Below are 24,988 nucleotides of genomic sequence, written 5' to 3' on the forward strand. Positions count from 1 at the left end.
CGCCTTTGCGGGGTTTTTTGTTTTAAGCATATTTAAATATATACCCAAGTGTTTTTATGCTCAGTGTGCTCTATAGGCCACTTAGGTATATAATAGAGTTATTAACAAGCCAATCCCTAAAGTGAGTAATCATGAAGTTTGTAGATGAAGTAGAAATTCGCGCAGAAGCTGGTGACGGTGGCAGCGGCATCGTGTCTTTTCGTCGTGAGAAATATGTTCCAGATGGTGGACCTGATGGCGGTGACGGTGGAGACGGTGGTAGTGTTTATCTACAAGCTGATGAAAACTTAAATACCCTTATTGACTATCAATTTGAGCGTTTTCACAGAGCAGAACGCGGTACAAACGGTCAAAGCCGTAATTGTACGGGTAAAAAAGGTGAAGACCTGATCGTTAAAGTGCCTGTTGGTACACGTATTATTGATGTTGATACACAAGAATCATTAGGGGATTTAACCCAAGATGGTCAACGAATTGTGGTTGCAAAAGGCGGTTTCCATGGCTTGGGGAATGCGCGTTTTAAATCAAGTACTAATCGTGCTCCACGTCAAAAAACACTTGGCACACCGGGTGAAGTACGTAACCTTAAGTTAGAGCTAATGCTACTGGCTGATGTCGGCTTACTAGGCTTACCAAATGCAGGTAAATCAACCTTTATCCGCAGTGTGTCAGCTGCAAAACCTAAAGTAGCTGATTATCCATTTACTACGCTGATTCCTAACTTAGGGGTTGTTCGTCCTGAAGCAAACAAATCATTTGTAATTGCTGATATTCCAGGTTTGATTGAAGGCGCGTCAGAGGGTGCGGGATTAGGTATTCGCTTCTTAAAGCATTTAGAGCGTTGTCGTGTGCTTTTACATATTATAGATGTAATGCCAGTTGATGGCTCTAACCCTGTTGATAATGCATTTGCAATCATCAACGAGCTACACCAGTACAGCCCTAAGCTTGCTGAAAAGCCACGCTGGTTAGTATTTAATAAAATTGATTTATTGCCTGAAGATGAAGCCAAAGCCTTATGTGAGCAAATTGCAGAAGAGTTGGGTGAGTCTGAAAATATTTACAGTATTGCTGCAATTAATAAATTAAATACGCAGCCATTAATTCACGACATCATGACGCTACTTGATAACATGCCTAAAGAGAAGTTTGTTGAAGTGGCAGACGAAGAGGTTGAATTTAAGTGGGATACCTACCATCAAAAAGCCACTAAAGGCGATGATGATGACTGGGATGATTGGGATGAAGATGATTACGACGTAGAAGTTGTCTACGAGCGTTAATAATTGTTTATATTTAAAAGGAGCTAACGCTCCTTTTTCTTTGATTAGTAATAAAGTATTGGGTATTTAGTGTGATAATTTCAATGATTGCAGCAATGGCAAATAACCGTGTCATTGGCTTAGATAATAAAATGCCATGGCATTTACCTGGTGACCTTCAGCACTTTAAAAAAGTAACCTCTGGTAAACCCGTTATTATGGGGCGCAAAACATTTGAATCAATAGGCCGACCGTTACCTGGGCGACGTAATATTATTATTACTCGTAATAAAGACTATCACGCATCAGGAATTGAAACAGTAACCACACCAGAAGCTGCACTTGAGCTTGTTAATGATGTTGCAGAGGTGATGATAATTGGTGGCGGAAACATCTACCAGCAGTTTTTAGCGCAGGCGCAGCGCTTGTATTTAACCTTTATAGACTTAGATGTTGAAGGGGATACACAATTTCCTGATTATAAAAGTGTTGCAAACTGGCAAATTGAAGATGAAATGTTGATGACGCCCGATGATAAAAATAAATATAGTTATAAGTTCGTAACTTTGAATAAAGTTTCTTAACATTATTGCGAAAATCTGAGCGTGTTGGTACAATATTAAACAGTCGAGTACGAAAAAAGTATTAATATAGGGTGTCCAATCAATGATTAAATTACCAAAGCTAGTTGTAATTGCTGCTATTGCAGCGGGTTCGTTCGCTTATACTGCGCCTGTAAGCGCTGATGATCAGTTAGCTGTTTCAGTCTGTGAATACATTGCCGCTGATGATAAAAATCGTCTGCGTAGCAAACTAAAAAGTTCACGTGTGAAAGTACGTAATATCTATGATGCAGTTTTCTGTAATGGTAACAACTTATTGCGTCACGCTGTTGCAAGTAATGCGGTTGATACGGGTGAGTACATTGTTAAAAACTTATCAAAAAGCTCACTTGAAGATGGCGCAGATATCGCTTGGGCTGAGGCAAATCATGCTGGTTCAGCTTTAATCCCTATTATTAAAGACCGCGCAGGCCTTTAATTAAAAGCTTAATTTAAAAAAACCGCGTTTATACGCGGTTTTTTATTAGTTACTTAAAACATCCTTCTATTGAGTCTTTATCTATCTCTCAATACACCTGACTATTACCCTAATTAAGTCTTTTACATAAAAATGTCATAAAAATTCAATACTCTGTATGAATGTCACTTTTGAGATATGTTTATGCGTGTATCATTTTTTACCCGTCTTTTAGCTATTTTATTAACGTTAGCCAGTGTGTTGCTCGCCGCTACCTTGTTATGGGCAAGTCATACATTACTAAAAATTCAACAACAAGATATTGCTTATAGCCAATTAAAAAATACCATAATGGTCGATCTTGCTGGCCTTTTAGAAGACTACTTGGCACGAGGCAATAGCCAATACCTGACGCAATCTTCAGTTTTAATTGAGCAACTTAAAGCGCAGCAGCTAACTGTACTTCCCTCTGAGTTAGAGGTGCGCCTTTCAACACAGCTATTTTCACTAAATAAAGACATTAACGGTAAATACAGAGCACTAGGAAAGCTCTCAGGTAACGAAACTGCGCTTTTAGACAATGCACTGAGACAAATGGCGGGCTCAGCGTCATCGCTTATAAATTATGTACAAAAAGCATCAACTCAAAGTAGCCATGCTCTAAGCTACAATAAGTTGGCGAGTGATTATTATAGTGAAGTGGTTAATTTATCTTTATCGACCTATCAACTGCTAAATGATTACCAGCCTGAAATTGAAAAAAGCCTGCAACAAAGCGTAAAAAATTTAAACTTACTCGCTGCAAAAATTGCACAGTTGCCTAATTTAGGAGTGATGACTGAGGTTGATGAATTTGCTTTATTTGTAGATGAGGAGCCAGAGGATTTGGCTGCTGATATAAAAGCGGAGTTGGTTAGTTGGCCTAAGCGCTATTTACGTGATTTAAGCAGTACTTTATCGCAAGCAAAGCAGCGTAATTCTGGAACGAATGAGTTACGTGAACAAATTAGCGTGTTATCAAAAACAGTGATTGAGGCAGAGCAAACATTAAAAGCGCAGCAAGATACCGTTAAACAACAAGTATTTTGGGTGTTTGGAATTGCAATAGGTGGTTTAGTAATATTAGCTTTTGGTGTTTATTGGGTGCAACGTAAACAGGTTTTACAGCCTTTGCGGCAACTACGAGATGGGTTTGCATTTTTAATCGAAAGTAATGAGTTAAAAAATATTACAGTGAATAATCCTAAAACAGAGGTTGGTGAAATAGCGCAGTATTTTAACCTGTTAATTGAGCGCCAGCGTCTGGAGGCGCAAGAAAGAGCGAGTATGCTTGGTGTCGTTAGTGACTTCATGGAGCAAATGAGTGAGCATTTAGAAAAAATAGGTACAAAAAGCGCGACTAGCTACGAACAAGTTGTTAAAAATGAAAGTTTACTAGTAAATATTCAACACATAGGTGAGCAGGTTAATCATATTAACGCTCAAGCTGCTGAAAATGCTCAAAGTACTTATGAGGCAATGCAGCAAAGTGTTGGTTTTGCTAAAAATATGCTTAATGCGAGTTCTGATACACAGCAACGTATTGAACAAGGTATGCACAGTGTGCAAGAGTTACTGAGCGGCGTACAAGGAGTGAGTAATATAATAACGGTTATTCGCACCATAGCTGAACAAACCAATTTATTAGCACTGAACGCTGCAATAGAATCAGCAAGAGCCGGTGAGCAAGGCCGAGGTTTTGCGGTGGTTGCTGATGAAGTAAGACAATTAGCCATGCAAACCCAAGGTTCGTTAAAAGAGATTAACGATCAGCTGGCGTTATTAAGTGAGAACTCTCAAATGGTCTATTCACAAATTAATGCGTTAACTGAGGATGCACAGCTACAAACCGAAAATGCCCAAGAGCTTCAAGCAAACTCTGAAGGGGTCGCAAATAATGCTCAGCAGGCAAACACAGTTGCAGTTGAAGCAATGGAGCTTGCAAAACAGCAAAGCAATTTCCTTAGTGACTTTACCCAATCAATGCATAATATGAAAAGCCAAGTAAATGAGTCGAGTGAGTTGGTGTCTGATATTCGCTCGCAGCTAGAGCTGCAAATGGCAACAATTAGAAAGGGATTGGGTTTAGACAGTGATGCAGTTTAATCGCGGTATAAACTCGAAACCGTAAATATTAACCTGTATGCTAAAAGTCTACGTAATTACCCAAAGGATTTAACATGATTGAACAAGGTCAAACAATACCCGCAGTTAGTCTATCTAAGCTAACCGATGACGGTATGCAAACACTGACAAGCAATGAATTATTTGCAGATAAAAAAGTCGTGTTATTTGCAGTGCCAGGCGCTTTTACACCAACGTGTTCGAATGCTCATTTACCTGGATATATCGCGCTAGCCGATAAAATTAAGGCTAAAGGTATTAACGCTATCTATTGTGTATCGGTAAACGATGCATTTGTGATGAAAGCGTGGGGTGAGTCACAAAATGCAGAGCATATAGATATGCTTGCAGACGGTGATGCTAGTTTTACCCGTGCTTTAGGGCTTGAAAAAGATACCGCAGGCTTTGGTGGAATACGCTCAAAACGATACGCGATGGTTGTTGATAATGGTGTTGTTACTGGTCTATTTGTAGAACAAGACAAAGAGTTTGTAATAAGCAGTGCTGAAGCTGTTTTAGCAACGCTTTAACACTGACGACTTTAATCAGAGAATAAAAAGCCGATACAGTGTATCGGCTTTTTATCTAAAGAGAGGATGTTTTATGGCTGGTATTGACCGCTTAGCGTTAAACCAGAGAATGTTTGATACGCATTAACACTTAAGTGCCATGTTCCCGCTTGAGGATTACTAAAAGTACAAGTTTCGGCGTTACCATTTTTATATGGACGACAATCATAGCTTGAGCTTGTTGGCTGGCTACCAAATTTTACAAATAAGTCTGCATCACCGGTGCCGCCTGACGTTGTAACAGTAAAGTTTGCCATACCCGCCGGTACATCTAGCGTGTAATGTTTCCACTGACCTGCATTTGCTGTGATATCATACACTGTGCCACCACCTGCTTGAGGTGTGCCTGAACCACCACCTGTTGAACCACCCGTAATGTTACCGACTAAACTCACGCCACTGTAGGCTGAATAACCACGCAGCATTACATGATAAGTGCCGGCTGTTGGACTATCAATAGAACATTCTTCACTGTTTCCACCTTTATATGGACGACAATCATAAGTGGTTGAGGTTGGTTTACTACCTGCACGTACATACAAGTCAGCATCCCCTGTGCCACCACTCATAGTGAAAGTAACATTGGTTGCACCACTTGGTACTGTCATAGTGTAAAAGTCTTGTGCACTTGCCGCACCGCTTAAACCGGTTTTGACTTCTCCATCAACAAGTTCGTTATCACCCGTTGTTGGCGGTGTACCACCAGATGCTGCAGCAACCGCAGCGGCCGCATCAACAATACCTGTACCACAGCTGGTACACGTGGCAGAGAATGGACGAGTGGTTGTTTTTAAAATACTTTCTATTTCATCAGGAGTCGCGTTTGGTTTTGCTTGTTTGATCAGTGCAGCAACACCCGCAACATGAGGAGCCGCCATTGAGGTGCCTTGCGAAAAGCCATAACTGTCGCTTGATGGTGTTGTTGAGCCCGAATTGTAAGTTGATAAAACACCTTCAGAGTCATTGGCAAAGCTTTGCGCGCCACCCGGTGCTGCCACATCAATATTACTTCCGTAATTTGAGTAATAAGCGCGGCCACCATTACGGCCAACCGATGCAACATTAACAACACCATTACAGTTACCTGGGTTGTAGTTTGCAGAATTATCGTTATCGTTACCTGCAGCAATAACAACAACTGTGCCGTTGTTACGAGCGGTATTAATGGCATTTTGCGTGGTTGAACTACATGCACCCGCACCACCTAAACTCATGTTAATTACATCAGCAGGATTAGCATTTGCTGATGTACCCGACACATTACCACCTGAGGCCCAAATGATACCGTCAGCAATATCTGAGGTTAAACCGCCACATTTACCCAATACACGCACTGGTACTACTTTGGCGTCATAAGCAACTCCAGCAACGCCTTCACCGTTATTCGTTACTGCAGCGACAGTGCCTGCAACGTGAGTACCATGCCAACTAGAGCCTTGTGCACCGTTATTACCACATTCACCAGCTGCAACCGCATCCCCTGGATCGCGAGCATCGTTGTCACGGCCATTGCCATCATTGGCGACTGATAGATTAGAGATCATATCGTAGCCTGGTAAAATATTAGCGTTTAAATCAGCGTGAGGGCGGTATCCCGTATCAAGCACAGCGACAACCACACCACTGCCTGTTGCTGTATCCCAAGCTGTTGGTAGGTTAAGTCCACCGGCTTGCTCATAGTAATGCCATTGATCGCCATAACGCGGGTCATTTGGTGTCGCAAATGGTTTTAGCATTTGATCGACTTCAATATATTCAACATTACCTGAATTAACCATTTCCTGCATGAACTGCTGAGCTTCTTCGGCGTTGAGTTTTTTATCGGCACGCATTACGTGATGGTTATTGAGTGCCATTGCGCGGACATACTTGGCTTTAACTTTGCCTTTTTTTGAGGTGAAGTTTTTTACAAAGCTTTGCGCTTTTTTATTCATCATTGCTGGTGATACATCAGCGGTTGAGGTACTTATCATATCGTTGTTATTCTTATATTTAATGATGAATTGAGTCTCAAAGCCACCTTGATTTTGTAACTTGGCTGAGGTTTCTGCCATTGAAGGTGCGATTGCTTGCGCTGGGTTTGCCATGCTTGAGCTGGCAGCAAAGAGTGTACTTATTGTTAGCGCAACAGCGCATTTTTTGAATGAATTATTAGAAGTCATAATTACCCTTAGTTTTATTATTATTTGTGAAAATCCACAAAGCGGGTACAAAGGTAAATGATCTGTTAACTATTTTGAAATATTAAATACGTATGTACCTATTTCATTTAGTTATAACCGCGTATTTAGTGCGCTTTCAGTTGTTTTGTGTTTGTTTTATTGCTATTAACGATCCTAATGTATTAGATTTTTTTTGGTGTTTTTTATCATTAATTAACTTTTATTGATAAATTAAAAACAATACAAAAGGGGTGTTGACCTTTGCGGATTAAAATAAGTTCAATCTAGGAAGAAGACAATCACGGCGCGCGATTTGTAACCTTGTGGGCTAAGTAAAAATCGAGCAAAGCTTCTTCGTCCTGCTTACGCTTAAGATAAACACGCTCTGGCTATCTGGTTATTATTGAAACTTTGTTATAATTCACAAAAGTTTTTAAGAGATAACTAAATGACTCACGTTGATGTGATAGTGATTGGTGCCGGAGCCGCTGGTTTAATGTGTGCGGCACAAGCAGGGTATCGCGGTCGAAGCGTCACAGTACTTGATATGGGTAAAAAGCCAGGACGTAAAATTTTAATTAGTGGCGGTGGGCGTTGTAATTTTACCAATGAAAATGCAAGCCCTAGCAACTATTTATGCGCAAACCCCCATTTTGTAAAATCGTGCTTAAGTCGTTATACGCAGCACGACTTTGTAGAGCTTGTAGACCGACATGGTTTGACATATCACCATAAGACACTCGGGCAATTATTTTGTGACAATAGCGCACAAGACATTGTTGATATTTTACTAACCGAGTGTGAGTGGGCGGGCGTTACTATTAAACTGCACAGCGAAGTGTTAAATGTCGCTAAAACAGCTACCGGCTATAGTGTGACTACTGAACAAGAAACACTTACTTGTGAGTCGCTTGTGGTTGCATCGGGTGGGTTAACCATGCCTAAACTGGGTGCTACGCCAATCGGCTATAAAATTGCAGAGCAATTTGGCTTAAAGATATTGCCGACTATGGCTGCTTTAGTTCCCTTTACCTTACATCAGCACGATAAAGACCGTTTTGAAGGGCTTTCGGGTATTAGTATTCCTTGTGAAGTTGCAAGCGAAGATGGCACCGTATTTAAAGAGAATATTTTATTTACTCATCGTGGTCTATCTGGGCCTGCTATATTGCAAATAAGCTCATTTTGGCGAGCAGGTCAGGCGGTAACGATCAATTTACTGCCTGAACTAGATTTAAAGCAACAGCTAGCTGATTGGCGAGAAACACAAGCGCAAAAATCGTTGAAAAATAGCCTCGCGACTATCCTACCTAAACGCTTTGTAGAAATACTCCACGACAGTAACGCCATTCCCGATTGTAATATTAATCAACTAACGCATGGCCAAATAGATGCGCTTGCTGATTATATTCATGCGTGGCAAATTAAACCAAATGGTACTGAGGGTTACAGAACCGCAGAAGTGACTTTAGGCGGTGTAGATACCGACGAGTTGAGTTCAAAGACATTTGAGGCTAAAAAAGCCAAAGGCTTATACTTTATTGGCGAAGTAACCGATGTAACGGGTTGGCTAGGAGGCTATAATTTCCAATACGCGTGGAGCTGTGGATTTGCCGCCGGGCAGTACGCGTAGTCGTTTTTAATCAATTATAAAATTTCGCTGCAAACAGCGTATTAACACGCCACTTCATCTTTGAGGTGGCGTTTATTCCTGCTCTGTTTATAACTTAAGTTTTTAACTCGTCTGGGTAAGTTTATACTGCTGCATTTTGCTATTTGGTTTTTCGGGAATAGTCATTTCTATAATTCCAGCCTCAATGGCAGGCTTTAAGTAGCGCTCTCTAAAATGTTTACGGTCTTTTAATCCAAGCTTATTTTGTAGCTCTTGTCGGTTTAATGGCTTTTCGCTTTGGGTAAATACATTAATTAAAGCGATGACTTGGGGGGCTTGTAAGTCTACATTTATAGCCTGTTTAACTTGAGGGGGTTGTTGGGGGTTTTTGGATTTTGTTATTGATTTTAAATCACTTTCTAATGAATTTAGTGCCGCTAGTAATGCTTCCAACATATACTCAATAAACACGGATGAGTCACCGGACTTGGTACTTAGGTTAATGCTTTCAAAGTAATGTTGGCGAGTTGTCGCTATAACATTGTTAATGTTTATTAGTGAAAATAGCGAATGCCATTGCGATAATTGCAGAGTTTGCCACGTACACGCTATTTCAGTATTACCCTGTGCAAAAGGTTGAATAAACTGTAATTCATAATGGCATACTGCACTACTGATTAAAGGATGATGCGCGGTTGTTTTAAACCAAGCAAATAACTCCTCTACCATTTGTGGTACTCGCATTGCTTGTGGTGCCATTTGCAAACCACTTTTTAACGCTAAACTTTGCTGCCTATAACTGCCCGATTTTTCACTCAGATCTTTGATTAAGCTTCGATGCAAGGCTAATAAGCTATCAGGGGTTGATAGGCCAGATGATATTGATTGAATATCAAGGTTATTGATTTGCAGGGAGGCGGTTTTTTGTTGCTTATAGTGCTCAAGCATTGCAGGAGAATATAAGGCACTGATTTTGCCTAAAACTTCACTAATATTTACCATACTGTGAGTCATGCTAGCTGAAATAGAGAAGGGGGGAGTGGCGTTGCTCATTTTGGTATAGGGGTTATTCAAATCAGGGGGTTAAGAATACGCGAACTGAGTTTAAAAGTCAGTTTTAATGGGTTTTTAGTCTGGTTTTTTGTGCTGTTATTGGTTCTTTATAATTAGTTTGGTGTGTGTCGATACATTAATTGGGTACCTTCCTTAGTTATAAAAGGCTAGCTGAAGCGACTATTGTTAGTTTATTGTCGCTAAAATAAACTGAATTACGACCATTATTTTTAGCTTCGTATAGTGCGCCATCGGCACGTTCTAACACGCTAATAACTGAATCATCAGACCTGATGGTAGCTACCCCTATGCTTATGGTTAGCTGAATGTTGGCAACAGGGTGTGTCGAAATATAGTCTTTTAACGCGTTTGCTTGTGCTAATGCATTGGTCAGTGAGGTGTTTGGCAAAATAATAGTAAACTCTTCTCCCCCCCAACGTGCAATTAATGAGTGGTTGGGCATGCTACTTTTAATTAGTTTAGCAAACTCAGCTAGCACTTTATCACCGACTAAATGACCATAGGCGTCGTTTATTTTCTTAAAGTGATCAATGTCACAAATGAATAAGCAGTTTGTGGTTTTTGTTTCTTTGCTGCTGGTAATGACTTGCGACAATGCATAATCAAATTTTTGCCTATTATAAAGCCCTGTGAGTTTATCTGTTTCAGCGAGATGTTGAATCTCTATATTACGGGTTGTTAAATGCGCATATGCAGAAAAACGTGTTTTTTCATAAAATCTGAAAATTAAGATATGGGCAATGCTGACCTCAATGATATTAAATAAAGAGCCCAGCCCTATAGTGACGGTTAGCTGTTGTTGCTTATAAGTTAGGTAAGCACAAATACAAAAAGCAATGGCGCTAAAAATGCTTCCCCAATTTCTACCCACTAAAAAAAACGCAAAAGGGGGAATAAGTGTTGCCCAAAATAAAGAGTGAGCAAGGCCACCTACAGAGATAACAAATGTCATTATTAAACTAACGACCATAAATGTAACCGCCCATGCCGCAGCACTTACATTTGCAGTTTTACTAAACCAGCCATAAATAGCTAATGATATAACTAAGCCTAATGCATCAATGGCGGCAATATCGTAACTGTGAAAGTAGAACAGGTTGAGTAGGGTTAAAACTAAAAAGTAGCAGGTTGCCGTTAATAATGAATGAGCAATTAAGCGTGTGCGCCAAAAGTCTTTATGATCTTTTGGATACTGTGGTAGTCCTTTGTACCAAAAATCTAGCATGCTTTATTTCTCTTAGACTGTGTCTTTTTTATTAACTGATTATTACTCATAACCCGCTCATATAAAAGTACCGAGTAAATAACTACAAAAAGAAAGGGTTATCTAGCTTGCGCTATTTTTGTATGCAAAATACAGTTCTGCATTGCAGTGATAGCGAGTAGATCTTCAGCTAAAGATCTGACGGGCACATTATTACTTTGGACACTCTCTTTAAAGTTTTGATAGTTACATAGTTAAAAACCCCGATATCATGCAGTGCTATCGGGGTTTTTAACTTCTAGTGGTTACTCTTCGATAAACGCTTCACCTTCTTTCATCCACTTAGCGGCCGGTTTGCCTTTAAGATAATGATCAAAGTACTGCATCATACGCACTGAAAAATCGACCTGATTAGGAAACTTTTTCAAGTGGTGTGGTTCACCTTCGTATTGTAAAAAGGTTGCATCTTTACCTGCGCGGCGAAGCGCTAAGTAATATTGCACGCCTTCATGCCATGGCACCGCATCATCTTTGTCGCCAAACATAATTAAGATAGGCGTGTTTACTTTATCGGCAAAAAATACCGGTGAGTTTTCAATATAAAGCTCAGGTGCTTCAAATAAATTTTTACCAATACGGCTTTGCCCTGTTTCGTATTGAAATTGGCGTGCAAGTCCAGATTTTAAGCGAATGCCACTGTAAGCACTGGTCATGTTAGACACTGGCGCGCCCGATACCACTGCTTTAAACATATCAGTTTGGGTGATCATAAATGCACTTTGATAACCCGCCCAAGAGTGGCCTTGTAAACCTATTTTATCTGGGTCGGCAATGCCTAAATCAATCAGCTTTTGGGTGGCGTTGATCATGGTTTGAGTTGAAGATTTACCAGGGTGTCCTATTTCAAAGCGAATGTCAGGTAAAAAAATGGCGTAGCCATTTGAGGTAAACATCGGGAAATTAGGGCGATGATTTAATTCCATTTTTGGAAAGTCATACATGCGCTGGCTCATGTAGCGGTAAAAGTACACCACAACAGGCACTTTATCGCCTTTTTTGTAGCCGGCAGGCTTGATTAATACCCCTTGTAAATCTTCACCATCAAAGCCTTTATAGCTAATGAGTTCAGGTGCTTGTCCCCAAGCAAAGTTGCTTATCTGAGGGTTAAGGTTAGTTACGCGTTGTGGTTGTTTAAAGTTAGAGTCTGTTTGATAAATGTCTGGAAATTGCTGATAGGTTTGCTCAGTAAATAAGTATTTATCGGCATGTTTGGCCTTTTTAATTACATCAAAGCGCTTATTACCTGTAAGTAATTTAGTGACTTCAAGAGTTGCTAAATTAAGTTTTGCCACTTCACTTTGCTTGCTTTGTAAATTAATTGCAGAAAGCAGGAGCGTATCATTGTTGTTAAAGGCTACTTGGTTTTTATCAAGTTTGATCACTCTGTATTGCGTGTTACTTTTTTTACCATTAGTTAAGCGTTTAGCTTGCTTGGTATTGACGTTAAATGACCAAATATCGTATTTGCTGTAAACCAGTATTTCGCTGCTATCGTTCAGCCAGCCTGCAAAACCATAACCAGGCTGCTTGGATGGATAGTCGTGTTTGTCATCGGCAAACGTGGCGTTAATCGCCTTGCTGAGTACGCTCACTTTATTATTACCTAAGTTTTTAAGCTGTACTTGGTTATTATCAAAGTAAGCAGCAAACTGCCCATTGGGCGCAAGGCTCGGTCTAAATGGATAGTCGTTAATGATAGGAGTCTGTTTACCCGTGTTTATATCAACAGCAAAGTAGTCAGCAAAAAAACCGCCATACATTACTTTTTCAAGATGCGCTAAATTTGAGTAGCCTAACAATGAAGTGGCACGCTCAGTATTAAGCGACAGCTCAGGCATATTTGGCGTGCTTAACTGAACGACTTGCTGTGAGTTTACATGGTATACCGCCGTGTAATGACGGTTTTTATTATTTTCATTCCATTGCTGCTCTTCGCGAGGTTTAATTTGCGCGTCATTGTTGTGCCATACATTTAACCCTTTATGGTCGCGAATTACCTCAAAGTCATACAGTGATGACTCATCTGTGTATTCTTTTTGTTTAATTTTTGCTGCGAGTTTTGGGCGGTTTTCAAAGTATAAACGTGTACCATCTTCGGCCCAAGTTAATGTAGCGGTTTTGCCCATTAACCATTCTGGGTTAGGTGATTGCACAGTGGTTAGCGTGTCGTTTTGCCATAGCGTTAATTCGTACTGACGACGACGCTTATCATCGTTTACATAGTTGCCTAAGGTAAACGCAACGGTTTTTTCGATTGGGTGCCACGCTATTTTGCTAGCAACCACACCAGGCTCATCAATTAATACGGTGCTGGTAAAATTATCGAGTGAGAATAAAGTAATTTGATTATTGCCGCCATCCACATAGCTTTGACTCACCAATAGCTGATCGCTGGTGGCACTAATGCCATAGGTAAAGGCATTTTCAAGAGTATGAGTGCGTTTATCACTTAAGTTGATGATAACCAGCGGATAGCTTTTATCTTTTTTGTCGGCAGTGATAGCGCTATCGTTGTCGAGCTTTTTATCGTCTTCTTCAGCGTTTTCATTTTTGCGATAGGCCAGCCACTGGCCGTTATTAGCTAGCACGTAATCTTTTACATTATTAAAGCTTTGCTGCTCACCGGTTTGGGTGTTCACTAATACTAAGTTATTTTTTAAGTCACTTTTTTTCTTAGTGGTTTCTTTTTCAAGCAGAGTAGGCACCTGCGTAAATGCGACCCAGTTTGCCATTTTGCTAATGGTAGGACGGGTTCCTCGTTCCACTTCAGCAATAAGCTTATTGCTATTGAGTGAGTAGACTTTCCCTGTAGCATTCCCGCGATAAGGGGTTGCACTTAAAGAAAGGATTTGACCATTTTCAGAAAGCTGCGTGCCTTTTGCAGATTTAAAATCAAATACATCTTTAAATTCTAGTGGCTTATTAGCTAAAGCACTGGCGCTCGTTAAGCTGGTAATAAGTGCACAGCCTACAAGAGTGAGTTGTGTTTTCATTATAGATTCTCGTTTTTTAACATTATTTTATTGTAACGAGTTTTAATAACAATTCGAGTAGATACGATAAGTGGTAGCAGGGCAGAGATGAGAGGTTAAAAATAAAAGGTAAAAGGTGAAAGGTAAAACTTTCGGGCTACGGGATGCGAGGTGCTAAGTATCCGTAAAAAGTTAGGGAAGCGGAAGTTTAATTGTGGTTTTCAATTTTTTTATTTTCAGCTCTGTGTTCAAATTTATTTTTAAGTCTAATTTATAAAAAGAACACAGAGTTTATGTGGAATAGATTATAAGAAATGGCTAAATAGTTTAATTTAATAACCTTGCTAGCAAAATTAACTAAACCTTATAACCAAATTTTTTGTAATTCTGGCCATTGTTTTTCAAATTGCTCGCTAGGTCGTGCACTAAAATTACTGCGCACAAATTGGTTCATTTTACCCTCAACGTAGGCAAGCAAAAAGTTAGCTAGGGTCAGTTCATCACTTTGAAAGTTTTTACCTTCACGTAATTTACGCTCTCTAAGAATCTGTTTGAATTGGGTTTCTAGCTTTTCAAACAAGCCTTGTACACGCTCACGAAGTCGCTCTTGTTCACCCTGTAGAGCATCGCCTGTTAATATACGGGTTATGCCTGGGTTTTTTTCAGCAAACGTTAGCAGCAGTAATAGGGTGTTGTATACACGTGCTTTACTTTCTTTCTCGTTATCTAAAATAAGATTAATACGTGATAGCAGCGTGTCTTCAATAAATTCAATTAACCCTTCAAACATGCGTGCTTTACTAGGAAAGTGGCGATAAAGAGCGGCTTCAGATACGCCAACTTCTGCGGCAAGTTTGGCTGTTGTAATACGCTGGCCTGGGCTGGTTTCTAACATTTGTGCGAGTGCTTGCAGTATTTGCTCTTTGCGATTACTTTTTTTTGTCGCAGGCATGAACATTCCTTTTTAATAGTTATTTTTTTCAACATAAATGTGCGATAACATAGCTTTGTGCCAAGTGTTACAGCGCGCAATACTCAATGGGGTGTTTTTGCACGTATTACAGCGATACATTAGTAATGCGCAAGCGTTAAGCTATTTTAGCGCAGTAAAATTACACTAAAAGGTCACAAGGCGTCATCATGTTAATGTTTTATTCAGTTTGTTTCCAGCCTTTTTATAATCGTTTGGCGAGCTGCTCGATCACTTTAACCGCTATTTCTATTTTACTGGTTTCAGGTAAGTCGAGTTGTTCATTTTGCCAATACAGGGTGAGTGCGTTGCGCTCAGAATTAAAGCCTACATCACTGTGCGATACATCGTTGGCACAAATCATATCGAGGTTTTTATTGGTTAGTTTCCCCTTTGCGTAATTAGCAACGTTCTGCGTTTCTGCGGCGAAGCCGACGGTGTAAGGGCGGTTTTGTGTGAGGTTTGCAACCGCGGCTATTACATCTGGGTTTTTAACTAAGCTAAGAGTGAGTTCATCGCCTTGTTTTTTCATTTTTTGCGTAGCGATACTTGCTGCACGATAATCGGCCACAGCGGCACAACCAATAAAGGCATCTGAGTGAGGCGCATATTTGAGTGACTCATGCAGTAACTGTTCAGCACTTTCTATATTAATTAAATTAACGCCTTGCGGTGCTGTAATAGTTACTGGGCCTGAAATTAAGTTCACGTGTGCGCCAAATAATAACGCAGCTTGCGCCAGTGCATAGCCCATTTTTCCAGAGCTGTGATTTGATATAAAACGAACAGGATCGAGAGGTTCACGGGTTGGGCCTGCGGTAATAGTAATGGTTTTACCTGCTAAGAGTTGTGGTTGCGCAGGTTCAGTGCATAAGCTCACTAATTCATGCGGTTCAAGCATTCGCCCAGCACCTACATCGCCACAGGCTTGCTCGCCTTTGCCTGGCCCCCATATAGCAACGTTACGTGCTTTTAAAGTGGCTAAATTAGCTTGCGTTGCAGGGTGAGCATACATTTGCTGATTCATAGCTGGTGCTATGGCAACTTTTGCGGGGGTTGCAAGTAATAAAGTCGTGAGCAAGTCGTCAGCAATCCCTGCGGCCATTTTAGCAATAATATTGCTAGTGGCAGGGGCAACTAAAATTAAATCAGCCCATTTTGCAAATTCAATGTGCCCCATAGCGGCTTCGGCTGATGGGTCTAGTAATGAGTCAGACACCATTTCACCACTCACAGCTTGCATGGTTAGCGGGGTGATAAAATGTTTTGCTGATTCGGTCATTACTACTTTAACGTCACAACCATGGTCTTTTAAGCGTCTTACGAGTTCAGCACATTTATACGCTGCAATTCCACCGCTAATACCCAGCACTATTTTTTTATTTGTTAAATTAATCATGGTTGTTCATCAATTTTATAAAATATGGTGGCTAAAATAACAAATCTTGAGCGTGACAGCTAAGATAAAATGCGTTTTATCGCGCTAATTTTTGATTTTGCATTACAGTTATACAGTACAGTAATCTTTCAAGGATGAATCATGCAATTAACGTCACTGCCTAATTCGCTCCGCCCGCGAGAAAAACTGCTAGAAAAGGGCGCAAAGGCACTCTCTGATGCTGAACTATTAGCCATATTTTTGCGCACGGGCCTACCCGGCATGAATGCCATAGAGTTGGCGCAGCATCTGATCAACGAAAATAAAACCCTGCATAATTTGTTTAATGCCAGTATGGATGAATTTTGTGCGCAAAAAGGCTTGGGAATGGCTAAATATGTTCAGCTACAAGCAGTACTTGAACTAAGCCAGCGATACATGCAAGAGGGCTTTGTGCGCGACGCCGTTTTTAACTCCCCACAAGCCGTTTATGACTATTTAACGCTGCAAATGCGTGGATTGCAGCAAGAGGTATTTATGGTGTTGTACCTTGATAGTCAAAATCGTTTATTAAAAGATGAAATATTATTTTACGGCACAATTAATGCGGCCAGTGTATATCCGCGTGAAGTGGTAAAGGCGGCACTGAAAAATAATGCGGCGGCGGTTATTTTTTCACATAATCACCCCAGTGGTATTGCAGAACCGAGTCAGGCCGATAAGCTCATTACCAATAAGTTGTGCCAAGCACTGCAATTAGTCGACATAAATGTGTTGGATCATATTATTATTGGTGGTGAAAGCAGTGTTTCGTTTGCCGAACGGGGACTGATTTGAGTTTATCGCTTCAGATATGTGCTAAAAATGAGCGGTTTAGTGCGTTTTGGCAAATTAGTTTAATTTAAATGCAGTTTTTACTTTCCCTAAGGGCATTCGATCTTTATAATTAGCCGCTATCAAATTTACACATGAGCTGGTTGGATAAGATCAGTATTTGATCTTTGCCTGTAAAAGCTGTATAAAGAGCGCCCTTCGATTTATCTCTAGGGCACAAATACATGGCCTTAGGGAAAATTAAGCTCGAGCGAAGTTATTGGAGATATATAGACATGTCTAAAGTATGTCAAGTTACAGGTAAGCGTCCAGCGGTTGGTAACCACCGTTCACACGCGAGAAACGCGACTAAACGTCGTTTCCTACCTAACCTACAAACACACCGTTTTTGGGTTGAAAGTGAAAAACGTTTTGTAACATTACGCACTACTACTAAAGGTATGCGTATTATCGATAAAAAAGGCATTGACACGGTTCTTACTGAAATCCGTGCTCGTGGCGAAAAAGTTTAAGGAACTGAATTATGCGCGATAAGATCCGTTTAGTTTCAACTGCTGGTACTGGTTTTTTCTACACTACCGACAAGAACAAGCGTAACATGCCTGAAAAAATGGAAATCAAAAAATTCGATCCTAAGGCTCGTAAACATGTGATTTTCAAAGAAGCTAAAATCAAGTAATTTAGTTTTCTTTCAGAAATGTAAAAACCCAGCTTATGCTGGGTTTTTTGTTTTTAAAATCTGCTCTATCATCCACCGAAACCATATCACCGTAATGATACCCATTGAATTAAATCGCTAATTGGCTTTTGTTAAGCACCACGAATTATTCCGTAGATAATTGCATCAGTTGTTTATAACTAAAAAAACATAAAGAGTATGAGCATTAAATGACTTTACGGGCTAAGTCGTTTGGTGTTGTTGATTTAGAGTGCGGATGAGCTGTTTAAGTATGCCTGAAGAGGAATAAGGGGGCTTTACGCTGACTTACTAGGGTATGAGCTGTAAGTAGCTCTAAGGCTACTTACAGCGCGATATTTATACTTTAAAGTTCTCTACTGATATTCTTAGTTCTTCGGCTAATTTAGCCACTTCTGAACTTGAAATATTCGTTTGTACAGCGCCTTCTGCTGTTTGCTCGGCAATAGCAACAATAGACTCTAAGCGCTCACTGATCTCTTGTGATACTTGTTGTTGCTCTTGTGCTGCTGTTGATATCTCTTCACTGACATTATGCGCTTGTGATACTGCAAGGGTAATTGAGTCCAGTGCACTGTTGGCTAAGTCACTTTGCTCAACACACGAAACCGCGCGTTCTTTACCTTTTTCCATAGCTTTAACCGCTTCTTCAGCGCCCGACTGTAGTGATTCAATCATAGATTGAATTTCTTGGGTCGACTCTTGTGTTTTACTCGCAAGCGATCTTACTTCATCAGCTACCACAGCAAAGCCTCTGCCGTACTCTCCGGCACGAGCGGCTTCAATCGCTGCATTAAGTGCGAGTAAGTTAGTTTGCTCGGCAATACCGCGAATAACATCTAAAATACTACCAATTGATGCGCTATCTTTGTGTAGTTTATTGATAACACTTGATGCTTCGTCTACTTCGTAGGCGAGTTGCTCAATGGTTGCTTTATTTTGATTTGAAATACCTTTAACGCGCTCCGCTTCTTTATCGGCATTTTTAATTTCGCTCAGTGCTTGTTGCGCACTATTACTCACTGTTTGTGATGTGCTGCTCATTTCAGTGGTTGCGGTTGCTGCTTGCTCTACTTGCGCTTGCTGATTACTGATTGCTTTGCTTGATTCACCGGTAATTGTTGAGGTTTGCTCAGAAGCGGCTGCAAGTTGTGTTGAACGTGAAATAATACCGGTGATTAAGCTACGTAAGCTATCAATTAAGGTATTACAACTTTTCGATAACTCACCAAATTCATCTTTTGCGCTGTCATCTAAGCGTTGAGTCATATCACCACTGGCAACAATATCTAGAATACGATTTACTTCCGCTAATGGCTTAGTAATACGGTTAACCGTAATGATGGCTACAAGCACAGCGATAATAGTCGCAATGATCATACCTATCCATGTCCATAAATTAGCTGAGTTTACGTCACTACGTACGCCTTCTTGTAATGTAAATGCAACGCCACTGGCTTGTAATACTAATTCGTCAATTTGGCTAAGCGCTGTTTTAGTCGCTTTTTCAGACTCTGCTAATTCACGCTCGGTTGTGCTTATTGCGTCAATAAGGCGTTTTTTATTAGCTGAAAGGCTATCGTTACCTAAAATATTGCTCTCTAGGGTATCTACATAACCCTTTAAGTCATTAAACAAGCTGCTGTGACTTTGCTCTATCGCCGGCTTTATTAATGAAACGGTACGAACGACTTCTTCAAAGTAATACACTTGCTCATTTTTGATAATATCGAGCGTGTTAAGCGTTTTAACGGTTAGCATGTCGGTGCTGCTGGTAACCACGGACATAAAGTTATTTTCTAGATTATTAGCTGCTTGATAAGCGCGTGGATGATTATCCTCTAAACCATCAATATCAATAATATCAAGCACCATAGAGTTTGCATCTTCTGCCGCAAGCTCAACGGTTTCTAATTGAGCTTTGAGCTTTTTGTTAAGCACTAGCTGGGTGTTTTTATCTTTAAGCAGGCTGTTTATGATATTTGAAAAGCTCTGGTAGGTTTTTTCAACTTCAAGGCTGCTTTTGTTTAACTGTGGATCGTCTTTAACAACTTGTTGTAGTTCGCGGTGCAATTTATTAAATATTTGTTTTTGCTCTTCTATTTGCGCTTTTAACGTGGCGAGTTCTTGAGCCGATGTTATATGGAAACTAGCTTGAGCGGCTTTACTCATCAAAATAAATTCTGCTTGTAACTGAGCGCTCTTGTTTAATGCAGGAAGCGATAGCTGATTAACTTTTTGAGTTGAACGATCTATATTTGCTATTTTTATTAAAGAGTTACCGCCAATAATTAAAAGTAATAAAGTGATAAATATAAAACCACCCCAAATACGTTGACTCACTGTTAGATTCATATGGTTTTCCATTCAAAAATACGTCTATTAAAACTTATCGGCGCTTTCAACAATAAGTTAAGTAATTAAAAATAATTAATTTTTACTGTTAATAGTTAGTTGCTAAATTTACCGCAAAACTTAATTACAAACTAAGTCTTTTATTAAAGATAAAAAATAATGTAGGCAATAACACTCGTTTACTGTCTATGTTTAACTCAATTATAAGAGCATTGCTATTTTTTACACATTATTGTGAATGTTTTGTAATTATACAATTTAACATCCACTCTTAAACTTAACAGATGTATTAACTTTTTTCAGTTTATTTAGACAAAAGTTGTGATTTTTCTGAAAATTTTTGCTTACTTTGCAGTTCTATTAGTGTCATTGAGCCACCCCATACGCAACCCGTGTCTAGAGCATAGAGGTGGTTGTAGGGCGTTTTGCCTTCAAGTGCTGCCCAGTGTCCAAAAATTAGGTCATGTTGAGCGTTCATAATGGCAGGATGAGAAAACCAAGGAATTAGTGATGATGAATTTGTTGTTGCTTCTTTTGCATTAAAATCGAGCAAATTATCAGGCGTAATAAAGCGCATGCGAGTGAAATAATTAACGATGTAACGAAATTTAGCAGCATCATCAAGTTGCTCCGTCCATTTTAGCGGGTGAGGCTGATACATGTTTTTAAAATAGAACTCGGCATTGTTTTGACTGTAACATTGCTGCGAAAATTGAGCGTGCTTAATGGCTTGCTCGCACGACCAATCAGGGTTAAGGCCTGCATGAGAGATAAAACAATTATATTGTTCTAAATAAAGCGCTAAAGGCTGAGTTTGTAAAAACGCGATGTAGTGGGGCAGTTTACTACTGTTAAGCAGTGCAGTGAGTTTGTCTTTGGGGTTAGGTGTAACGTTATTTAAATAACAGGCAATCATGTGTAAGTCATGATTGCCTAATGTGACGCTAACGCTGTCTTGATGTTGATAAATATAATCAAGGCACGCTTTAGAGTCTGGGCCGCGAGCGACAATATCACCCACTAAATATAAGTGATCTTTGCTAGGGTTAAAGTCGACTTGCTTTAACAATAAACTAAATTCGTCAAAGCAGCCTTGTAAATCACCTATCGCGTAGTCGGCCATTGTTACCTGTTTTTGTCAGTGTAAGATATTAGGACAGGCTAAGCGGAATACGTTTATGGGTGCTTTAAATTCAGCACCAAACTCGTTACGTAAAGTGTAATGTCCCTGCATGGTGCCTACTGGTGTATCTATTATTGCACCACTGGTATATTTGTAGCTTTCACCTGGGGCTATATCTGGGGTTTCACCGACCACACCTTCGCCTTGCACTTCTACTTCTTTGCCATTGGCATCAGTAATTAGCCAATAACGGCTAAGTAACTTTGCACTGCATAAACTGTGGTTTTTTATAGTAACGGAGTAGGCGAACACAAACTTATCAAGTTCAGGTTGCGATTGCTCTTCTACATAAAATGTTTCTACAGATACCTTTACAGGTGATCCTATATTACTGCTTGTTGTCATAAATCCAGTTAGCTATATCAATAAATTGTTGTAACGACAGGCTCTCAGCACGCAAGGTGATATCAATGCCAATGCTGGTTAACTCTTCAGCGGTTAAAAGGTTGCCTAGGCTGTTGCGTAGTGTTTTACGACGTTGATTAAACGCTTCTAAACAGACTGTATTTAATATTTTAACGCTCTTAGCTGTGCGCTGCTCTGCCTTTTTGGGGATTAAGCGAATAACCGCAGAATCTACTTTAGGTGCAGGTTTAAAGCACTCTGGTGGTACTTCTACTACAGGCATCGCATTACAGTAGTATTGAGTCATTACACTCAAGCGGCCAAAGGTTTTGCTGCCTGGGCCTGCAACCATGCGTTTTACCACTTCTTTTTGCAGCATAAAGTGCATGTGCTCAATATGATCGGCAAATTCAAAAAGATGAAACAACAAAGGAGTAGAAATGTTGTACGGTAGGTTACCAAATACTTTTAGCTTTTTGTCGTCTTTAACTAGGCTAGCAAAATCAAACTTCATTGCATCGCCTTGGTTTACGGTTAATTTAGGCCCTAAAAAAGGGTGTTCAATTAAACGTTGGGCTAAATCTTTATCTAGCTCAACAACCGTTAAATGGCCACTTAAATCGGCTACAGGCTCAGTAATAGCGCCAAGGCCAGGGCCAATTTCGACTAAATTATCTTGCGGCTTGGGATCAATAGCGGTGACGATTTTATCGATGATTGACTCATCGAATAAAAAGTTTTGGCCAAAACGTTTACGGGCGCGGTGTCCTAAATGTACTTTATCGGTCATTGATTCTGTGCTTTTTCATGGGCGAGCTTAATTGCTTCGCGGATCGCTAATTCAAAACTGCCAACATCAGCATCGCCTGTACCGGCTAAATCAAGCGCAGTACCGTGGTCGACTGAAGTGCGGATAAATGGAAGGCCAAGAGTTATATTCACTGACTTACCAAATCCTTTGTATTTTAGCACAGGTAATCCCTGATCGTGATACATAGCCAGTACTGCATCGGCTTCATTTAGGTATTTATCTTGAAATAATGTATCTGCTGGTAAAGGACCGATTAAGTTCATCCCTTCAGCTCTTAGTATGTCAAGTGTAGGCGTTATCGTGTCGATTTCTTCGCGGCCTAAATGGCCATCTTCACCAGCGTGCGGGTTTAAGCCACAGACTAAAATACGCGGTTGCTCAATACCAAATTTCGTTTTCAAGTCATGATTAAGAATATTAGCCACTTTAACTAGTCGCTCTTGCGTAATGGCACGAGAAACATAAGCAAGCGGAATATGTGTTGTTACTAGGGCAACACGCAGACCTTCGGTGGCTAATAACATAACCACATCAGCAGTACCTGATTGCTGAGCAAAGTACTCAGTATGGCCACTAAAAGAAATGCCGGCTTGGTTAATAATACCCTTGTGAACAGGCCCCGTAACAACGGCATCAAATGTGCCATCCATATTCTTCTCGCTGGCAATACGTAATGTATCTAAAACGTATTGCCCATTAGCGTCATTAAGCACGCCAAGCTCAACGGGCTCTGCTAAATCAATCTGCTTAATATATAAGCTGCCTGCTGCTGTTGGCATTGCTTTGGCTTGTTCATCAAATTCAATTAATTTAATGTTTAAACCTAAATGCTTAGCGCGCTGTTTTAGTAGCGATGCATCTGCAATCGCTACTAGTTGCGCATCCCAGCTATGCTGTGCCAGTTTTAATAGCAAGTCTGGGCCAATGCCTGCAGGCTCTCCGGGGGTTACCGCAATTCTTAAAGTCATAATTATTCGTCTATTGGGAAAATTTCAACATGGGCTTGTTCGCGCATTTCTTGCTGCCAGTTAAAGCTTTCCTCTTTAAATTTACGATTAAACAACATGCCATGTGCACGATTACGTTTAGCTTGCTCGGTCTTATCTGCAACACGTTTATCTAGTAACTGCACAATGTGCCAGCCAAACTGACTTCTAAATGGTTCGCTGATTTCGTTTTTATCAAGTGATAGTAACGTATCTCTAAACGCAGGCACGTAGGTGGTTGGATCAGTCCAATCGTATTGACCACCTTTAAGTGCTGAACCTGGGTCTTGTGAGTACTCTTTAGCAAGTTCTGCAAAGTCAGCATCGCCGGCGCGTAAATCTTTAACAAAGCCTGCTAACATAGTGCGAGCTTTTTCTTCACTTAAAATAATTGAAGGCTTAATAAGAATATGGCGAGATTTAACTTCAGTGGTTTCTACTACTTGGCGGCCACGTACGTCTTGCACTTTAATGATGTGGAAACCCGCACCGGAACGAAGTGGACCAATAATCGCATCTTTCTTTTTACCTTTTACAGCTTCTGCAAATAACGATGGCATTTCGTTAATGCCCATCCAGCCTAATTGTCCGCCCTCAAGCGCTTTTGAGCCGCTTGATGATGAAATGGCAATACGTTTAAATTCTTGGCCATCTTCCAGCAGTTCAATAACTTTGTCTGCGCGTGTTTTTGCTGAGCTTACGTCGTCTGCACTTGCACCACTTGGAATATCGATAAGTATGTGACCAATATCGTATTCTTCGGCATTTTGGCCTTGGCTATCCATAATTTTTAGTAAGTTATCAATTTCTTGGTCGCTTACATATATACGGCGGTCTACGTTTGCACGTGTAACTTGTTGCGTGGTTATCTCTTTACGAATTTCTTCGCGGTAAGCTTGAAAGCTCTCACCCGACGCTTCAATAGTACGACGCAAATCAGCAATTGTACCGCCTTGCTCTTTAGCCATGTTGGCAAGTGTTTGGTCAAGCTGGCTATCTGAAATTTCTAAGCCCATGCGCTCAGCCATCTGCATCATCAAGGTTTGATTTACTAAACGCTCAATCGCCTGAACACGTAGTGTTTCGTCTTTTGGCAGCTGTTGGTTTTGTTTTTCTGCTTGTTTTTTTACGCGATCAACAATAGTGTCTACTTCACTTTTTAAAATAACGCCTTGGTTTACAATACCAATTACTTTGTCTATTTCGACAGGGGCGGCAAATGCACTTTGGCACAAGCTGAACGTTAAAACTGCTGATGTTAATAATTTTTTTAAATTCATATTCTTTTTACTACTCTTACTAATAGTACTGTTGTAATGCTAAATACGGCT

The 24,988-nt window shown here is 40.2% G+C and carries 21 protein-coding genes; 9 read left to right on the forward strand and 12 right to left on the reverse strand.

The annotated features are described in order from the left end of the window. The first annotated feature begins 131 nt into the window (after positions 1 to 131). The 5 genes from cgtA (at position 132) to QL986_RS16135 (ending at position 4,975) form a co-directional block, all read left to right on the forward strand. Positions 132 to 1,283 carry an Obg family GTPase CgtA gene (cgtA, locus tag QL986_RS16115; protein WP_013465920.1) on the forward strand — a complete coding sequence of 384 codons (1,152 nt, stop codon included), beginning with the start codon at positions 132 to 134 and terminating at the stop codon, positions 1,281 to 1,283. 71 nt (positions 1,284 to 1,354) lie between these two features. After that, positions 1,355 to 1,846 carry a type 3 dihydrofolate reductase gene (gene folA, locus QL986_RS16120; protein WP_024601745.1) on the forward strand — a complete coding sequence of 164 codons (492 nt, stop codon included), beginning with the start codon at positions 1,355 to 1,357 and terminating at the stop codon, positions 1,844 to 1,846. 82 nt (positions 1,847 to 1,928) lie between these two features. After that, entirely contained in the window at positions 1,929 to 2,303 is a 375-nt protein-coding gene (locus QL986_RS16125) for a DUF3718 domain-containing protein (protein ID WP_013465918.1), read from the forward strand. Between the two features lie 183 nt (positions 2,304 to 2,486). After that, positions 2,487 to 4,427 (forward strand): methyl-accepting chemotaxis protein, encoded by a 1,941-nt coding sequence (locus QL986_RS16130; RefSeq protein ID WP_290191708.1) that lies wholly within the window; start codon positions 2,487 to 2,489, stop codon positions 4,425 to 4,427. A 74-nt stretch (positions 4,428 to 4,501) separates the two neighbouring features. Further along, positions 4,502 to 4,975 carry a peroxiredoxin gene (locus QL986_RS16135; protein ID WP_013465916.1) on the forward strand — a complete coding sequence of 158 codons (474 nt, stop codon included), beginning with the start codon at positions 4,502 to 4,504 and terminating at the stop codon, positions 4,973 to 4,975. 71 nt (positions 4,976 to 5,046) lie between these two features. On the opposite strand, the gene QL986_RS16140 is transcribed toward QL986_RS16135, so the two are convergent. Beyond that, on the reverse strand, positions 5,047 to 7,176 hold the full coding sequence (locus QL986_RS16140) for a S8 family peptidase (RefSeq protein WP_290191709.1): 2,130 nt from the start codon (positions 7,174 to 7,176) through the stop codon (positions 5,047 to 5,049). A 448-nt stretch (positions 7,177 to 7,624) separates the two neighbouring features. On the opposite strand from QL986_RS16140, the gene QL986_RS16145 reads away from it, so the two are divergent. Beyond that, on the forward strand, positions 7,625 to 8,809 hold the full coding sequence (locus QL986_RS16145; RefSeq protein ID WP_290191710.1) for an NAD(P)/FAD-dependent oxidoreductase: 1,185 nt from the start codon (positions 7,625 to 7,627) through the stop codon (positions 8,807 to 8,809). A gap of 102 nt (positions 8,810 to 8,911) precedes the next feature. On the opposite strand, the gene QL986_RS16150 is transcribed toward QL986_RS16145, so the two are convergent. From QL986_RS16150 to coaBC, 5 genes are all read right to left on the reverse strand, one after another. Next, on the reverse strand, positions 8,912 to 9,790 hold the full coding sequence (locus QL986_RS16150; RefSeq protein ID WP_290191711.1) for a Fic family protein: 879 nt from the start codon (positions 9,788 to 9,790) through the stop codon (positions 8,912 to 8,914). 208 nt (positions 9,791 to 9,998) lie between these two features. Beyond that, positions 9,999 to 11,087 (reverse strand): GGDEF domain-containing protein, encoded by a 1,089-nt coding sequence (locus QL986_RS16155; RefSeq protein WP_290191712.1) that lies wholly within the window; start codon positions 11,085 to 11,087, stop codon positions 9,999 to 10,001. A 284-nt stretch (positions 11,088 to 11,371) separates the two neighbouring features. After that, entirely contained in the window at positions 11,372 to 14,119 is a 2,748-nt protein-coding gene (locus QL986_RS16160) for a prolyl oligopeptidase family serine peptidase (protein ID WP_138764312.1), read from the reverse strand. A 343-nt stretch (positions 14,120 to 14,462) separates the two neighbouring features. Further along, the gene (gene slmA / locus QL986_RS16165; protein ID WP_008113236.1) at positions 14,463 to 15,050 is read right to left on the reverse strand and encodes a nucleoid occlusion factor SlmA; all 588 of its coding nucleotides are present in this window, start codon (positions 15,048 to 15,050) and stop codon (positions 14,463 to 14,465) included. Between the two features lie 223 nt (positions 15,051 to 15,273). Continuing rightward, positions 15,274 to 16,467: a bifunctional phosphopantothenoylcysteine decarboxylase/phosphopantothenate--cysteine ligase CoaBC gene (gene coaBC / locus QL986_RS16170; protein ID WP_028835621.1), complete on the reverse strand. Its 1,194-nt coding sequence runs from the start codon at positions 16,465 to 16,467 to the stop codon at positions 15,274 to 15,276. 141 nt (positions 16,468 to 16,608) lie between these two features. Between coaBC and radC the strand changes: the two genes are divergently transcribed. The 3 genes from radC to rpmG all read left to right on the forward strand — a co-directional run bounded on the left by radC (position 16,609) and on the right by rpmG (position 17,959). Beyond that, positions 16,609 to 17,283: a DNA repair protein RadC gene (radC, locus tag QL986_RS16175; RefSeq protein ID WP_013465906.1), complete on the forward strand. Its 675-nt coding sequence runs from the start codon at positions 16,609 to 16,611 to the stop codon at positions 17,281 to 17,283. Positions 17,284 to 17,555: 272 nt separating this feature from the next. Next, positions 17,556 to 17,792, forward strand: coding sequence for a 50S ribosomal protein L28 (rpmB, locus tag QL986_RS16180; RefSeq protein ID WP_008464111.1), 237 nt, complete (start codon positions 17,556 to 17,558; stop codon positions 17,790 to 17,792). Positions 17,793 to 17,803: 11 nt separating this feature from the next. Beyond that, positions 17,804 to 17,959: a 50S ribosomal protein L33 gene (gene rpmG, locus QL986_RS16185; protein WP_004587947.1), complete on the forward strand. Its 156-nt coding sequence runs from the start codon at positions 17,804 to 17,806 to the stop codon at positions 17,957 to 17,959. Between the two features lie 357 nt (positions 17,960 to 18,316). Here the strand turns inward: rpmG and QL986_RS16190 are convergent, their stop codons facing one another. From QL986_RS16190 to surA, 6 genes are all read right to left on the reverse strand, one after another. Beyond that, complete coding sequence (locus tag QL986_RS16190; RefSeq protein WP_013465904.1) at positions 18,317 to 20,332, reverse strand: methyl-accepting chemotaxis protein; 2,016 nt, start codon at positions 20,330 to 20,332, stop codon at positions 18,317 to 18,319. Positions 20,333 to 20,636: 304 nt separating this feature from the next. Then, positions 20,637 to 21,455 (reverse strand): symmetrical bis(5'-nucleosyl)-tetraphosphatase, encoded by an 819-nt coding sequence (locus QL986_RS16195; RefSeq protein ID WP_138764314.1) that lies wholly within the window; start codon positions 21,453 to 21,455, stop codon positions 20,637 to 20,639. Between the two features lie 15 nt (positions 21,456 to 21,470). Continuing rightward, a complete protein-coding gene (gene apaG, locus QL986_RS16200) occupies positions 21,471 to 21,860 on the reverse strand; it encodes a Co2+/Mg2+ efflux protein ApaG (RefSeq protein WP_008113223.1) in 390 nt (129 codons plus the stop codon). After that, positions 21,844 to 22,650, reverse strand: coding sequence for a 16S rRNA (adenine(1518)-N(6)/adenine(1519)-N(6))-dimethyltransferase RsmA (gene rsmA, locus QL986_RS16205; RefSeq protein WP_010391631.1), 807 nt, complete (start codon positions 22,648 to 22,650; stop codon positions 21,844 to 21,846). Before rsmA ends, apaG begins: the two co-directional genes overlap by 17 nt. After that, positions 22,647 to 23,639 (reverse strand): 4-hydroxythreonine-4-phosphate dehydrogenase PdxA, encoded by a 993-nt coding sequence (gene pdxA, locus QL986_RS16210; RefSeq protein ID WP_008113219.1) that lies wholly within the window; start codon positions 23,637 to 23,639, stop codon positions 22,647 to 22,649. The genes rsmA and pdxA overlap by 4 nt, the downstream gene beginning before the upstream one ends. A 2-nt stretch (positions 23,640 to 23,641) precedes the next feature. After that, positions 23,642 to 24,937: a peptidylprolyl isomerase SurA gene (surA, locus tag QL986_RS16215; protein WP_290191713.1), complete on the reverse strand. Its 1,296-nt coding sequence runs from the start codon at positions 24,935 to 24,937 to the stop codon at positions 23,642 to 23,644. Positions 24,938 to 24,988 lie beyond the last annotated feature (51 nt).

It is taken from the genome of Pseudoalteromonas sp. APC 3250 (genome assembly GCF_030407915.1).
Taxonomy (GTDB): Bacteria; Pseudomonadota; Gammaproteobacteria; order Enterobacterales; family Alteromonadaceae; genus Pseudoalteromonas; species Pseudoalteromonas tetraodonis.